The organism is Tessaracoccus caeni (genome assembly GCF_029211185.1).
Lineage (GTDB): Bacteria > Actinomycetota > Actinomycetes > Propionibacteriales > Propionibacteriaceae > Arachnia > Arachnia caeni.
Genome location: NZ_JARGDO010000022.1, coordinates 1 through 13,737, shown reverse-complemented (window position 1 = coordinate 13,737; position 13,737 = coordinate 1). Strand labels below are relative to the sequence as shown.

Annotated in this window: 12 protein-coding genes and 1 riboswitch; of the genes, 7 read left to right on the top strand and 5 right to left on the bottom strand. The window is 67.4% G+C overall.

Annotated features, from left to right (window positions below; translation table 11 throughout):
- The first annotated feature begins 124 nt into the window (after nucleotides 1–124).
- Both P0D62_RS16320 and P0D62_RS16315 read left to right on the top strand, forming a co-directional pair.
- The gene (locus P0D62_RS16320; protein ID WP_275703609.1) at nucleotides 125–421 is read left to right on the top strand and encodes an AbrB/MazE/SpoVT family DNA-binding domain-containing protein; all 297 of its coding nucleotides are present in this window, start codon (nucleotides 125–127) and stop codon (nucleotides 419–421) included.
- A gap of 113 nt (nucleotides 422–534) precedes the next feature.
- Nucleotides 535–924, top strand: a complete 390-nt coding sequence (locus tag P0D62_RS16315) for a PIN domain-containing protein (protein WP_275703608.1) — start codon at nucleotides 535–537, stop codon at nucleotides 922–924.
- 95 nt (nucleotides 925–1,019) lie between these two features.
- Here P0D62_RS16315 and rsmA read toward each other — a convergent pair whose 3' ends face one another.
- From rsmA to rsmI, 3 genes are all read right to left on the bottom strand, one after another.
- The gene (gene rsmA, locus P0D62_RS16310; protein WP_275703607.1) at nucleotides 1,020–1,865 is read right to left on the bottom strand and encodes a 16S rRNA (adenine(1518)-N(6)/adenine(1519)-N(6))-dimethyltransferase RsmA; all 846 of its coding nucleotides are present in this window, start codon (nucleotides 1,863–1,865) and stop codon (nucleotides 1,020–1,022) included.
- 107 nt (nucleotides 1,866–1,972) lie between these two features.
- The gene (locus P0D62_RS16305; RefSeq protein ID WP_275703606.1) at nucleotides 1,973–2,851 is read right to left on the bottom strand and encodes a TatD family hydrolase; all 879 of its coding nucleotides are present in this window, start codon (nucleotides 2,849–2,851) and stop codon (nucleotides 1,973–1,975) included.
- On the bottom strand, nucleotides 2,848–3,693 hold the full coding sequence (gene rsmI, locus P0D62_RS16300; protein WP_275703605.1) for a 16S rRNA (cytidine(1402)-2'-O)-methyltransferase: 846 nt from the start codon (nucleotides 3,691–3,693) through the stop codon (nucleotides 2,848–2,850). The genes P0D62_RS16305 and rsmI overlap by 4 nt, the downstream gene beginning before the upstream one ends.
- Before the next feature lie 75 nt (nucleotides 3,694–3,768).
- On the opposite strand from rsmI, the gene P0D62_RS16295 reads away from it, so the two are divergent.
- Nucleotides 3,769–5,283, top strand: coding sequence for a dolichyl-phosphate-mannose--protein mannosyltransferase (locus P0D62_RS16295; protein WP_275703644.1), 1,515 nt, complete (start codon nucleotides 3,769–3,771; stop codon nucleotides 5,281–5,283).
- A gap of 124 nt (nucleotides 5,284–5,407) precedes the next feature.
- On the opposite strand, the gene P0D62_RS16290 is transcribed toward P0D62_RS16295, so the two are convergent.
- On the bottom strand, nucleotides 5,408–6,523 hold the full coding sequence (locus tag P0D62_RS16290) for an FAD-dependent oxidoreductase (RefSeq protein ID WP_275703604.1): 1,116 nt from the start codon (nucleotides 6,521–6,523) through the stop codon (nucleotides 5,408–5,410).
- A 90-nt stretch (nucleotides 6,524–6,613) separates the two neighbouring features.
- Here P0D62_RS16290 and P0D62_RS16285 point away from each other — a divergent pair, with 90 nt between their 5' ends.
- The 3 genes from P0D62_RS16285 to P0D62_RS16275 all read left to right on the top strand — a co-directional run bounded on the left by P0D62_RS16285 (nucleotide 6,614) and on the right by P0D62_RS16275 (nucleotide 10,274).
- On the top strand, nucleotides 6,614–8,026 hold the full coding sequence (locus P0D62_RS16285; protein WP_406708267.1) for a uracil-xanthine permease family protein: 1,413 nt from the start codon (nucleotides 6,614–6,616) through the stop codon (nucleotides 8,024–8,026).
- Between the two features lie 57 nt (nucleotides 8,027–8,083).
- Complete coding sequence (locus P0D62_RS16280) at nucleotides 8,084–8,572, top strand: flavin reductase family protein (protein ID WP_275703603.1); 489 nt, start codon at nucleotides 8,084–8,086, stop codon at nucleotides 8,570–8,572.
- 229 nt (nucleotides 8,573–8,801) lie between these two features.
- A complete protein-coding gene (locus P0D62_RS16275) occupies nucleotides 8,802–10,274 on the top strand; it encodes an AAA family ATPase (protein ID WP_275703602.1) in 1,473 nt (490 codons plus the stop codon).
- Nucleotides 10,275–10,339: 65 nt separating this feature from the next.
- Here the strand turns inward: P0D62_RS16275 and P0D62_RS16270 are convergent, their stop codons facing one another.
- Nucleotides 10,340–10,534 carry a hypothetical protein gene (locus tag P0D62_RS16270; RefSeq protein WP_275703601.1) on the bottom strand — a complete coding sequence of 65 codons (195 nt, stop codon included), beginning with the start codon at nucleotides 10,532–10,534 and terminating at the stop codon, nucleotides 10,340–10,342.
- 289 nt (nucleotides 10,535–10,823) lie between these two features.
- A riboswitch (cobalamin riboswitch) is annotated at nucleotides 10,824–10,997 on the top strand.
- A gap of 141 nt (nucleotides 10,998–11,138) precedes the next feature.
- Here P0D62_RS16270 and metE point away from each other — a divergent pair.
- Nucleotides 11,139–13,460 carry a 5-methyltetrahydropteroyltriglutamate--homocysteine S-methyltransferase gene (metE, locus tag P0D62_RS16265; protein WP_275703600.1) on the top strand — a complete coding sequence of 774 codons (2,322 nt, stop codon included), beginning with the start codon at nucleotides 11,139–11,141 and terminating at the stop codon, nucleotides 13,458–13,460.
- Nucleotides 13,461–13,737 lie beyond the last annotated feature (277 nt).

The window sequence follows — 13,737 nt, the reverse complement described above, 5'->3', positions numbered from 1 at the left end:
AAATCGGCCAATGGCCGATTTTGCGCTGTCTGATGCCGAAAATCGGCGAGAACCCTGACGTATGGCGATCCCAACCCCGTGCAACAGCCTCGCTTTGTACGACGAAGGCGCATATTCTTACACTATGACGACGTATACCACTATCACGTCAAAGGGGCAGATCACGCTGCCCGCCGAGGCCAGGCGGGCGCTGAACCTCCGCCCAGGACAGAAAGTGGCTGTCCGCGTCGAGGGCGACCACCTCGTGATCGACCCCCCACAGGACATCGCCGCACTCCGCAAGCGTCTTCGCGAAGAGGCCGAGGCGGCCGGCACCTGGGGCACCGTGCCCCAATCCGGCGACGGCTGGGGCGCAAGGGCGGAGGAGCTAGGAGGTTCCGTAGGTAGGTGGCGCCGTAGCGAGGACGTGCTGGATGGATGACATGGCAAGACGGAGAACGAAACTGCCATTGGACATGCCAGTGAGTTCGACAACGAAGCCAGGTCGCCATCCAGTGCGCCGCAGTAGGTGCCACCTACCTACGGAACCTCTCAGTGCCTAGCGTCGACACGAACGTCATCCTGCGTTGGCTGCTCGACGATGTCCCCGAGCAGACCGAACGAGCCACAGCACTCCTCAACTCCGGGCCACGTTTCATCGTCGACGACACCACCGTGATCGAGGTGGTCTACGTTCTGGAGAGGGTGCTGCGCATCAGCCGCGCGAGCGTGGCTGCGGCAGTCCGATCCGTCATGGCCGAGGCAAACCTCGAGCCGGATCGCGAACACTGGACCAGCGTGATCGCGATCTATGAGCGGCACCCGAAGCTGTCGATCACGGACATCCACCTGGCGCAGCGCGCCGAACAACGCGACGACACCCTCTTCACCTTCGACCGGAAGCTCACCACCCAGCTTCCCGCCGCCGAACTCGTGCCCAACTAGACACCAACCGGAGTAGGGCCGAATAAAAGTGGCCGAGAGGGGGGTATCTGTACGTATTGCACACATAACCCCCTCTCAGCCACTTTTATTCGGCGCTATCCCAATTGGGCGGCGATGGCGGCGAAGTCTTCGACGGCTAGGGATTCTCCGCGGGCGGTGGGGTCGAGGCCGGCGGCCTGGATGGCGTCGGAGGCGGCCGTCGCGGAGCCGAACAGGCCGGACAGCGCAGAGCGCAGCATCTTGCGACGTTGGGAGAACGCGGCATCGATGACGGCGAAGGTCTTCTTGCGGTCGCCAGGGGGCGGGTCGCGGCGTTCGATGCGGACGAGGCCGGAGTCGACGTTCGGAACCGGCCAGAACACCTTGGGTGGCACGGTGCCGACGCGGCTGGCGGCGGCATACCAAGCCATCTTGGCCGACGGCACGCCATAGATCTTGCTGCCGGGGGCGGCCACCAAGCGGTCGGCCACCTCGAGTTGCACCATCACCAAACCGCGACGCCACCCGTCGAACAGCTCCAACAGCCGCAGCAGAACCGGCACCGAGACATTGTACGGCAGGTTGGCCACCACCGCCGTCGGTGCGGGACCAGGCAGCGTGTCCACCTGGAGCGCATCGGCGGTGACGACGCGCAGCCGCTCGGCCGCGTCGTCGCCCAGTCGTTCGCGGGTGGTCTGCGGGAGACGCTCGGCAAGCCGTTGCTCGATCTCGATCGCGGTGACGGCGGCGCCGGTCTCCAGCAGGCCGAGCGTCAGCGAGCCCAGCCCCGGACCGATCTCCAGCACCACATCGTCGGCCGTGATGTCGGCGAGACCGACGATCCGTCGCACCGTGTTGGCGTCGTGCACGAAGTTCTGGCCGCGTTGCTTGGTGGGCTTGAGGTCGAGCTCGGCGGCGATGCGGCGGACCGACGACGGGTCGAGCAGTCCGGTATCAGTCATTGGAAGTACCTGCCCATCGTCGGCTCTTTTCGCAACGCCTGCTCCTTTCGCAGCGTCCGCTCCTTTCGAGGCTCCGCTGCGCTCCGCACCTCAAGGAGCGTGGGGTATCAGTCATCGTCTCCCCACTTTCCACCGAAGGCCGCGAAGGTGTTGGCCGTGATCTGGTCGCAGAACTCAGCCAGATCCACCTCCAGCAACTCGGCGAGAAAACGCACGGTGTGCGGCAGCAGGTACGGGGCATTGGGCCGACCGCGCACGGGCTTAGGCGTGAGGTACGGGGCGTCCGTCTCGACGAGCAGCCGGTCCAGCGGTGTGACCAACGCCGCCTCGCGCAGGTTGGGCGCCGACGGGTAGGTGGTCACGCCCGGGAAGCTCAGCCAGGCGCCGCGCTCCAGGCAGCGTTCGGCGAAGTCGGCGTCGCCCGAGAAGCAATGCATGACGAAGCGCTCCGGCGCGCCCTCGTCGTCGAGCACACGGAGGATCTCGTCGTGGGCGTCGCGGTCGTGGATCACCAGCGTCTTGCCCGCGGCCTTGGCCCAGCCGATATGCCGCCGGAACGAGATCTCCTGCGCCTCGCGAGCGGATGCGTCGCGGGTGCGGTAGTAGTCGATGCCGGTCTCCCCCACCGCGCGCACCACCGGAGACGCCACCAGCGGCTCGATGACGGCAAGGGCGGCCTCGAGCGCGGACTCCCCGCCGGCGAGGAATCGACGGGCGGCGTCGTTGGGGTGCAGCGCCACCGCCGCAACCACCCGGGGATCGCGCTCGGCCAGCTCGACGGCGTAGCGCGACGACGCGACGTCGCAGCCCACCTGGACGATCCGGTTCACCCCCGCCGCCGCCGCCGCACGCAGCGACAACTCCGCTCCCAGCTTCGAGACCCTCATGGTCTCGTCCGCGTGGGTGTGGTTGTCGATCACCGGACGCGGCAAGGGCTCAGGCAGACCCGGCAGGCCGAGCGCCTCCAGTTCTTGGGCAATCGTCACGAGTTCTTGTCCTTCAGCGCGGCTTGATAGAGCTGCTTGCGGTTGGCGCCGGTCATGGCCGCCACCTCGCTCACCGCAGACGACAGTTTCTCACCCTCGGCCATCCGCCGCCGAACCAGCGCCAGCGCGTCCTCCGCCGATGCCTCCGCCGGCTCCGCACCCGCGATCACCATGGTCACCTCGCCGCGCACCCCGTCGTCGCACCAGGTACGCAGCTCCTTAAGCGTGCCGCGCACCACTTCCTCGTGTGGCTTGGTGAGCTCGCGGCAGATCACCGCCTCTCGTCCGGCGCCCAGCGCGCCGGCGGCGTCGTCGAGGAAATCGGCCAGCCGGTGCGGGGCCTCGAAGAACACCATGGTGCGCTCCTCCGCTGCCAGCGCCTCCAGCCGACGACGACGCTCGCCGCTCTTCCGGGGCAGGAACCCCTCGAAGCAGAACCGGTCCACCTTCAGCCCGGAGACGGCCAACGCCGTCAGCACCGCCGATGGACCCGGAACCGCCGTCACCCGCAGCCCGGCCGCGATGCAGCCCCGTACGGCCAGGTAGCCGGGGTCGCTGACCGACGGCATGCCCGCGTCGGTGGCGATCACGACGGACTGCCCCGCCTCCACGGCCGCCACCAGTTCCGCGGTGCGGGCTTCCTCGTTGCCCTCGAAGTAACTGACGATCCGCCCCTCCGCACGGATACCCAGCCGGCGCAGCAGCGTCGTGAGCCGCCGGGTGTCCTCGGCTGCGATCAGGTCGGCATGGGTGAGCACCTCGCGGAGCCGCTCGCTCGCGTCGGTGCTCGATCCGATCGGCGTGGCCGCGAGAATCAGCGCGCCGCCTTGAGGCATATCCATGACCGCAACCCTATCTGCGGGAGCCCATAGACTGGCCCGGTGCCGACCACGATTCAAGCCCTCGACGACGGGCGCTTGACCGACCGCCGAGCCGGCTGGATCGTCGCACTCGCGATCGCTCTGGTTGCGTTCCTGCTGCGTCTCTATCACGTGGCCGAGCCCAACGACATCATGTTCGACGAGACCTACTACGCCAAGGACGCGTGGGGAATCCTCCAGTCGGGCTACGAGCGCGACTGGGCGGAAGGGTCCAACGAGCAGATCGTCCAAGGGGATCTCTCGGGCTTCCAGGAGAAGGCCGACTACATCGTGCATCCGCCGCTCGGCAAGATGATGATCGCGCTCGGCGAATGGCTGTTCGGCATGACGTCCTTCGGCTGGCGGTTCGCGTCGGTGATCTTCGGCACGCTGCTGGTGTTCTTCACCACCCGCCTGGCCCGACGCCTCTCCCGGTCCACGCTGGTGGGGGCCATCGCCGGAATCCTGCTCACCTTCGACGGCCTCGCTTTCACGATGAGCCGGATCGCGCTGCTGGACATCTTCCAGGCGACGTTCGCCGTCGCCGCTCTGTCGGCGCTCGTCGCCGACCGCGATTGGTTCCGGCACAAGCTCGCCGATCATCTCCGCGCCACCGACCAGATCGACCTGGGCGGTGCCTTCGGCCCGTTGCTGCTGTGGCGCCCCTGGCGCGTGGCGGCGGGGCTGCTGCTCGGGGCGTCGTGCGCGGTGAAGTGGAACTCGATCTATCTGATGGCCGCCATGGGCATCCTCGTGGTGTTCTGGGATCTTGGCGCCCGTCGACTGGCAGGGGCTCGCCGGGTGTGGCGCTCACTGCTGATCGACGCACCCGCGGCCTTCGTGCAGCTGGTCGTGGTGGCCGTCCCCGTCTATCTGGCGTCATGGTTCCGGTGGTTGCAGACCTCGGGCGGCTACTACCGCCAGTGGGGCGTTGAGAACCCCGACGACCCCGTCGTGCAGCGCTTCGGGACCGCCCTCGGCGCTCTATGGAAGTACCACCACTCCATGTATGAGTTCCATACCGGCGACGGCATGATGGTCGACGCGACGCACACCTACGAGGCGCATCCGGCCGGGTGGCTGCTGATGCTGCGTCCCATCGGGATCTTCGCCGAGAACGGCATCGAGCCTGGTCAGCAGGGCTGCGAGGCGGTGGGCACCACGTGCCTGCGGGTGGTCTCCGGCATGGGCACCCCGCTGCTCTGGTGGGCCGCGGCGGCGGCCGTCTGCTTCGCGCTGTATCTGTGGATCGTCAAGCGCGACTGGCGCTACGGACTCCCGCTGGTCGCGATCGCCGGCACCTGGCTGCCGTGGTTCCAGTACGCCGGACGCCCCCTGTTCTTCTTCTACGCGATCATGATCGTGCCGTTCACCGTCACCATCCTCGCCATGGTGCTGGGCCGGATCCTCGGCCCCGCCGCGTCACCACGACGGCGATTGCGCGCGATGATCGTCGGCTCGGTCGTAGGAGTGGTGATCCTGAACTTCGCCTTCATCTACCCGGTGCTCACCGGAGCCCTGATGACCCGCCCCGCCTGGCTGATGCGCATGTGGCTGGGCACCTGGATCTAGAGATCACGCTCTTCGAGGTACGTACCCCATCCAGAACACGACGGTCGTAACCACCTAAACCGACCACAAGCCCCTGCACACCGTCACGCTCTTTTCGAGGCTCGGCCGCGGGCGGCCTCGCACCTCAAAGAGCGTGGTGGTGGAAACCGACGCGCTCCAGAACGCGCTGACTCGCCTTTCGCGACTGCGCTCGCATCCGAGAGGTGAGCGGCAGCGGGCGGCCGGCGTCGCGCCAGCCGATCAGCGTCTGGGCTAGGTAGGTGCCGCTGGCGGTGCCGTTCATCAGCTCCCCGCGACCGTTTCCGCGCGCGTAGTAGCCGCCGGGAATGGCGGAGGCGCCGACGAGGGGTCGGCCATGATCGGAAGGATCGATCGCCAGCCGGCCCACCTTCTCGACCTTCCAGCCCTGCTCCTTCACCCATCCGACGAGTGCCTTGGTCGTGGCGTCGATGGCTGACAGCGTGGCCTTCTGCCCCAACACCAGGTGCTGCTGTCCGTCGGGACGCACCATCCACGCCGGGCCCGAGCCGATCAACTGCACCTCTTCCATGGGCTCGGCAGGCGTGCAGCGCACCGTCGGCACCCATTGGGCCGGTCCGATCCGAGCGGCGCGACCCCACGGGCTGACGCCGAGAGTGTCGACGACGGCGATGCCGGAGACGACGCGCATGTCGCTGGCCCAGGCGATGTTGTCGCGGTACAGCACGTCGGTGAGGCCCTCGCGTCGCCTCAGGTGGGTGACCGTCACCCCGTGCGCGACGCGCACACCAGCCTGCTGGGCTTGCGAAAGCAGCTGAGTGGCGTAATCGACGGGGTTGAGCATCAGCGCGGTGGTGAGCAGCGTGGCTCCCAGCGATCCGCCCACGCCGAGCGAGTAGTCCGCCCCTTCGTCCTCGAACCAGGAAGCGATCTCCTGGAAGTCATCGGCCTCTGTTCCGGTGGTGTCGACGAGCACCCGCTCGTCGGGATCCTGCCCGGCTCGGGCCAGCACCTTGCGGATCTGGGCCATGCCTTCGAGATTGCGCCGGATGTGCTCCCTGGCCGCGGCGCCGCCGTATGCGTGGCCCATATTGGCCACCGTCGACGCGTGCCCGCACGCCGCCACTCCGTGCCCGATGCCGGCGCTGCGCAGCTCCAGGTTGGGGTCGAGCACCATGGCGTCGAATCCCGCCCGGGCCAGAATCCTGGCCGAGGTCAGCCCGGCGATGGTCGCTCCGAGAATCACGACGTCGTGCACCATGTGGACAAGTCTACTGTGCTCGTATCCCCGCCCGCCGTCAGGAGGGCGCGACCGAGGCCGTATCATTCCGGCGGACGAAAGGTGCCTCACATGGTGGGTTGGAAGCTGCACAACAACGGGATCCTCGAACCGGGGGCCGTGGTCAAGCCGTTGGAGAGACTCGGTTGGGGGCGCACCATCGGGCTCGGCGCCCAGCACGTGTTCGCGATGTTCGGGGCGACCTTCGTGTTCCCGCTGCTGATGGGTCTGAACCCCCAGCTCGCGGTGATGATGTCGGGCTTCGCGACGCTGGTGTTCCTCTTCGTCGTGAAGCACCGGGTGCCCAGCTACGTGGGGTCGTCGGCCTCCTTCGTCGGCGTCGCCACCGCGATCTACGCCGCCGGCGGCAACCCGGCCGACGTCAGCGGGGCGTTGTTCGTCGTGGCACTCACGCTGTTCATGGTGGGTCTGATCATCCACTTCGCCGGCGCGCGAGTCATCCACCGGGCGCTGCCGCCGGTGGTGACGGGCGCCGTCGTGATGCTGATCGGCTTCAACCTGGCACCCGTGGTGGCCGGGGTCTACTGGCCCGTCGACCCCTGGCTGGCCTTCACCGTGATGCTGATCGTGATCACGCTGTCGGTGGGCCTACGGGGCTTCTTCGGTCGCATCGCCATCTTCATCTCCCTCGTCATCGGCTACGTGCTCAGCTGGATCCTCGACGTCGCGACCGGCCCGCTGGCCAGTGGTGCGCCCCGGGTGGACTGGTCGGCCGTGAAGAGCGCGCCGTGGCTGGGGTTGCCGCCCGTGAGCGACCTGGACAACTGGCTCTACAAGGCCCCCGACAACGTGGTGGGCCTGCATCTGCCCGCCTTCCACTGGACCTTCATCGTCATCGCGCTGCCCGTCGTGATCGCCCTGATCGCGGAGAACACCGGTCATGTCAAGGCGGTCGCCGAGATGACGGGTGAGAACCTCGACGGCTACATGGGCCGCGCGATCGCCGCCGACGGGCTCGGCTCGATGCTGGCAACCACCGTCGGCGCCGGCCCCACCACCACCTACGCCGAGAACATCGGCGTCATGGCGGCGTCCCGCGTCTACTCGACGGCGGCCTACGTGGTGGCCTCCATCGTCGCCATTCTGTTCGGTTTCTCGCCCAAGTTCGGTGCCGTGATCTCGGCCACCCCGTCGGCGGTGCTGGGCGGCATCTGCGTGGTGCTCTACGGCATGATCGGCCTGCTGGGCGCGAAGATCTGGAAAGAGAACAACGTCGATCTGGGCAACCCGATCAACCTGATTCCCGCAGCCGCCGGCATCATCATCGGCATCGGCGACGTGAAGATTCCCTTCGGCGACTCGTTCGAGTTGGGTGGCATCGCGCTGGGCACCATCGTGACCATCGCCGTCTATCACATCGCCCGCGTGATCGCCCCCGAGCGGCTGCGCAAGGAAGCCGACGGCGCCGCCCTTATCTACGACGCGCCGGGCATCTACAAGGACGAGGACAACGACGCCAAGTAGCAGCCACTTCGGACAGTTTGAGCCAACTGGAGTGCCCTGGGGGGTATCCTCACGCGGGTGACCGATCCCACCGCTGTGCTGCAGGACGCCTTCCGCGAGTGCATGGCCCGGGTGCCCGCGCCCGTGACCGTGATCACGACCATGCTCGACGGCGCACCCTACGGGGTGACCGTCTCGGCCTTCGCGTCGTTGTCGGTGAACCCGCCCATGGTGTTCTTCGCGTTGGACAACCGAGGCTCGATGATCGAGCACCTCCGCCAGGCCGGTCGTGCCGGGGTGAACCTGCTCAGCGGCGGGCAGGCCGAGGCGGCCGTCACCTTTGCCCGGAAGGATCTGGCCGACCGGTTCGCCATCGTCGACTGGACTGATGATCACGGCTTGCCCCGGTTGAGCGGCGTCGCCGCATGGTTGCGCTGCGACCTACTGGAGTTCCGTCCCGGCGGCGACCACACCATCGTGCTGGCCCAGGTGGCCGCGGCCGAGCCCCTCACCGACGTCTCCCTGTCCTACCACTTGCGCCACTTCCTGGAGATCTCCACCCCCTGACGGCCCCGGGCACAAATCTGCGTATACGCGAAGGCCTCCCGTATATAGCGAGGCCGGGGCGTAGGCGCAGATGTCGAGATTCCGCTGCTGAACCGACCGATCCACGCGGCGGACCCTCCCGGACCTCCCCCCTTTTGGTGCGCCACACCCCCTTAGACCTCCCCCCTTTTGGTACACCAACACACCTTGAACCTCCCCCCTTTTGGTACACCTGAGATATAGTGGCCTGGTGAGAGATGACCAGATCCGTGCCATCCTGAGACAGGCCAACCCCTGGTGGCTGGCTTCGGCGACTGGCGTGTCGCCCACAGCTTGGGCGTCGTCGCACCGCCTGCTGCGCGATCGGGCTCGCTTCGATCTCGGCTACCGATCGCCAGTTTTGGACGACGTCGCTACTGGCCAGGTGGACGACAAATTGGTTGTGTTGACAGGCCCGCGACGCGTGGGGAAGTCCATCGTCCTGCTCGATACGGCGGCCACGCTGTGCGGACGCGACGATGTCGATCCACGCCAGGTGATACACATCCCCGCAGATGACTTCACCGCGCAAGACCTAGCCCGCGCGTTCGCACTCGGACGTGATCTCACTCGATCAGTGGATCGGCCCGATTCACGCCCGAGGGTTTGGCTGCTTGACGAGATCAGCGGGATCAGCGGATGGACCACGACGCTAAAGCGGATGCGCGACCAAACCCTGGTCGGGGAGGACACCGTGGTGGCGACCGGTTCTCGCTGGGTTGGGGCTGACGACATCACGGCAGACCTGCTCGCAGGACGCGCCGGAAGAGGCTCCCACCGAAGGCTGCGCCACCTCATGCCCATGTCGTTTCGAGACTTCCTCGCCGTCTCTGGCCGCAACCTCCCTGCTTTCCCGGCCGCATCACTACGGGATCTCCAATCGGAGAGCGTGCGCGAAGCCCTCCAGTCGCTGTCCTTCCTGGTGGATGACTACGACCTGGCCTGGCAGGAGTACCTGACCTGCGGCGGCTTCCCTCGCGCGGTATACGGACACATCACCAACGGCGACGTCTCGCCGGGTTACCTGCGCGACCTCGAGGCATGGCTGATCGCAGACCTCGCCGATGACGAAACTCCCGACTCCGTCCCCTTGCTCCTCGAAGGCCTCGCAACGCGGACAACAAGCCCACTCAACCTCACCAAGACGGCACGCGACCTCGGATACAACTCCAAGAACCAGTTTGATAGACGACTCAACCGCCTGATCGCCACCTTTGCCGCACTCCGCTGCCCGCAACGCAACGAACACGGCGAGATCGTCGTCGGAGCACAAGCCAAGTACTACCTCACCGACCCGCTCCTCGCCTGGCTACCATCCCGACTCCGCGCAGGCCTGGCCAAGCCCGAGCTACCGTCGCTCTCGGAAGCCGCACTGGCCACGTCGCTGGCCATCGCGCTCGACGACCTGCAAGAGCGACGCTTCACGGTCGGAGACACCATCGGGTACCTGCGCACAGGATCCGGCCAAGAGATCGACTTAGCCCCGGTGACCCTCCCTACCGCCGACGGCCCACGCCTGACCACTCCCTTGGAGAGCAAGTGGGTCAGCCACGGTTGGCGCACCGAAGCGAAGGTCATCGAGAACAAGTACGGTGCCGGTGTCCTCGCCACCCGCAACATCCTCGACGTGAGCCACCCCACTTGGGCGATCCCAGCCCCCATGGTCGCCCTTCTACTGCGATAAGGGCCCGACGAGAACCTCGGCAAGACTCTCTTTGAGGAGCAACGACGGAGGAGAGCGCGACAGGGTCAGGCGGCGCGGAGGGTGACGGCGTCGGGGAGTTGGGCGACCAGTTCGGGGAGGGCGACGGGGGTCGCGACGGTGAAGTCGGGGCGGTCGAGAAGTGGTTGCGCAGGAAACGTAGGCCGGAAAAGTGCTCCGACCAGTAGGTGCTGCTCGCCCTCGTGCCACCTTGCCCAAGGATTCGCAGGTACCTTGCCCAAGGATTCGCAGGTACCTTGCCCACGGATTCGCAGGCATTCCTCCCAAGCCGGGATCGGACCCACCACCCGTTCTTCTGTGCATAGATCTGCGCATACGCGAAGGCCTCGCTATATAAGGGAGGCCGAGGCGTAGGCGCAGATTTGTGCTCGTGTTCGCTGGTCGTGAAGGAGCCGGACCCGGTCAGCGCCGGCCGGTCGGCGTGTGCAACACTTCCCTCAGCGGCTGGTTCATCGCACCCACGAAGCCCGGCGTCGAGCGATCGACGACGGACGGGTGCGATGTCGACGAGGTCTCACACAGCAGTGGGAGGCTTCCAAGAGGGAACCCGGTGAGAATCCGGGACTGCCCCGCAGCGGTATGCGGAAACGACCGCCGGCATCAGCACTGGGCACCAGCCTGGGAAGCGCCGGCCAGTAGGAACACCACCTCCAGGTGGCCTGTCCGCGAGTCCGAATACCTGCCACCGCGCCGCACCCGCCCGGGTGCGGATGGTCTGCGATCCTCGTGGGAGGGGTCACGACGACGGGGTCTCGCGCCCCGCGGTCGCTCCTACCCTCACGCCGTCGCAGGCCAGCTCCACGACGAGCTCGCGAGGGATGAGCAATGACCACTACGTACCCACCCATCGGCGCCACGGCGCTCGGATTTCCCAGGATCGGCCGCAACCGCGAACTGAAGAAAGCGCTCGACGCCTACTGGGCCGGCCGAATCGACGCGACGGCGCTCGACGAGACCGCCACCGCGGTGCGCCTGGATGGCATCGCCTCGATGGCCGCGGCCGGCCTCGATTCCGTGCCCGTCAACACCTTCACCTGGTACGACCACGTGCTGGACACGTCCGTCCTCGTGGGAGCGGTGCCGGAACGCTTCCAAGCCGTCACCGGCGACCACCAGCTGGCCGGCTTCGACGCGGCCCGCTACTTCGCCATGGCCAGGGGCAACGCCGAGGTCGCCCCGCTGGAGATGACCAAGTGGTTCGACACCAACTACCACTACCTGGTGCCGGAGATCGGCCCGAACACCGAGTTCTCGCTGAACGCGGCCAAGCCGCTGGCCGAGTTCGAGGAGGCACGCGCCCGCGGCATCAATGCCCGGCCGGTGATCGTCGGGCCGTACACCTTCCTCGCGCTGGCCAAGGCGGCCGACGACGCCCCCGAGGGCTACGACCCACTGGATCGCCTGGAGGATCTGATCGGCGTCTATCAGGAGCTGCTAGGCGCACTGGCCGCGGCGGGCGTCGAGTGGGTGCAGCTCGATGAGCCGGCCCTGGTGCGCGACTTCACCCGTGAGGAGAAGGCGGCATTCCGACGCTCTTACCATCGCCTGACCGATCTGACGGCGCGGCCGGCGATCCTGGTGGCCACCTATTTCGCCGATCCGGTGGAGTCGCTGCCGGCCGTCGTCGCCTCCGGCGTCGAGGGCATCGCGCTCGACCTGCTGAGCGGCATCGACCCCAAGCGCGTGCGCAACATCCCCGGCATCCACGAGCGCCTGCTCGTGCTGGGCGCCGTCGACGGTCACAACATCTGGCGTGCCGACCTCACTGCCCGACTGGAGAATCTGCACTCCTGGCGCGACACCGGCAAGGGCTGGAGCGTCTCCACCAGCTGCTCGCTGCTGCACGTCCCCTACGACTCCGAACGTGAGACCTCACTCGACGCCGGACTACGGGAGAATCTGGCCTTCGCCGATCAGAAGCTGGCCGAGGTGGTGGCCCTGCAGCGCGCCGTCGACGGTGGTCGGGAGGCCAGCGCCGCGGCCTTCGATGCCTCTGACGCCGCGCTGGCCCGTCGCGCCTCGATCCCCGGTCTGATCAATGAGTCGGTGCGCTCGCGCCTGGCCGAGGTGACCGACGCCGACCGTCGCCGCGAGCCCCGTCCCGAGCGCGCCGCCGCGCAGGCCGAGCGACTCGGGCTGCCGCTGCTGCCCACCACCACCATCGGTTCCTTCCCGCAGACCCGCGAGCTGCGCGCCGCTCGCGCTGCGCATCGCGCCGGCCGGCTGGATGAGGCGGGCTACGTCGAGGAGATGCGACGCGAGGTGCGCTCGGTGATCGAGCTGCAGAACGCGATCGGGCTGGACGTGCTGGTGCACGGCGAGCCGGAACGCAACGACATGGTGCAGTACTTCGCCGAACAGCTCGACGGTTACGCCGCCACCGAGCACGGCTGGGTGCAGTCCTACGGCTCCCGCTGCGTGCGCCCGCCCGTGCTCTACGGCGACGTGCACCGCCCGCGTCCCATGACCGTCGAGTGGGCCGCCTACGCGCAGAGCCTCACCGACAAGCACGTGAAGGGCATGATGACCGGACCGGTGACCATGCTCGCCTGGTCGTTCGTGCGCGACGACCAGCCACGCTCAGTGACCGCCGATCAGGTGGCGCTGGCGCTGCGCGACGAGGTGGCCGATCTGGAGGCCGAGGGCATCGCCGTCATCCAGGTGGACGAGCCGGCACTGCGCGAGACGCTGCCCCTGCGCCGCGCCGAGCAGGAGGCGTACCTGGCCTGGGCCGTGGAATCGTTCCGGCTGGCCACCAGCGGTGTACGGGTGGATACCCAGATCCACACCCATCTCTGCTATTCGGAGTTCGGGGAGATCATCGACGCGATCGACGGTCTGGAGGCCGACGTGACCAGCATCGAGGCCGCCCGCTCCCGGATGGAACTACTGGCCGACATCGCCGAGAACGGCTTCGGCGGAGCGCTGGGCCCAGGCGTCTACGACATCCACTCCCCGCGTGTGCCGAGCACCGAGGAGATGGTCGATCTGCTGCGCGCGGCCCTGGACTCGCTGCCGGCCGGAAAGCTGTGGGTCAACCCCGACTGCGGCTTGAAGACCCGCGGCTACGGCGAGGTCGACCCGGCCCTGCGCCACCTCACCGAGGCCGCCGCCATCGTCCGAGCGGAGCTTACCCCCTCTCTCTGAGGCGCGAGCGAAACGAGCCTCGACAATCGGGACGAGCGCGAAGCACCCCACGCTCTTTGAGGTGCGGAGCGCAGCGGAGCCTCGAAAAGAGCCAGCCGACGGCCGAACAGCAGACTCTGCCAACGGTCACGCTCGCTCTTTTCGAGGCTCCGGCTTCGGGGCTCGTTCCGGGTGCTCATACGAAAGTTAGGTGACCACCGCTTCTGTGGGGCTGGGGAAGGTGACGGTGACGCCGGCGTTTCGGAGTAGGTTGATGGCGTTGCGGATCGCGATGCCG

What these genes read in the sequence shown, in the direction of transcription:
- rsmA (WP_275703607.1), bottom strand. Translation starts at nt 1,865, where the DNA reads ATGACTGATACCGGACTGCTCGACCCGTCGTCGGTCCGCCGCATCGCC.
- rsmI (WP_275703605.1), bottom strand. Translation starts at nt 3,693, where the DNA reads ATGGATATGCCTCAAGGCGGCGCGCTGATTCTCGCGGCCACGCCGATC.
- P0D62_RS16285 (WP_406708267.1), top strand. Translation starts at nt 6,614, where the DNA reads ATGGTGGGTTGGAAGCTGCACAACAACGGGATCCTCGAACCGGGGGCC.
- metE (WP_275703600.1), top strand. Translation starts at nt 11,139, where the DNA reads ATGACCACTACGTACCCACCCATCGGCGCCACGGCGCTCGGATTTCCC.
- P0D62_RS16320 (WP_275703609.1), top strand. Translation starts at nt 125, where the DNA reads ATGACGACGTATACCACTATCACGTCAAAGGGGCAGATCACGCTGCCC.
- P0D62_RS16290 (WP_275703604.1), bottom strand. Translation starts at nt 6,523, where the DNA reads ATGGTGCACGACGTCGTGATTCTCGGAGCGACCATCGCCGGGCTGACC.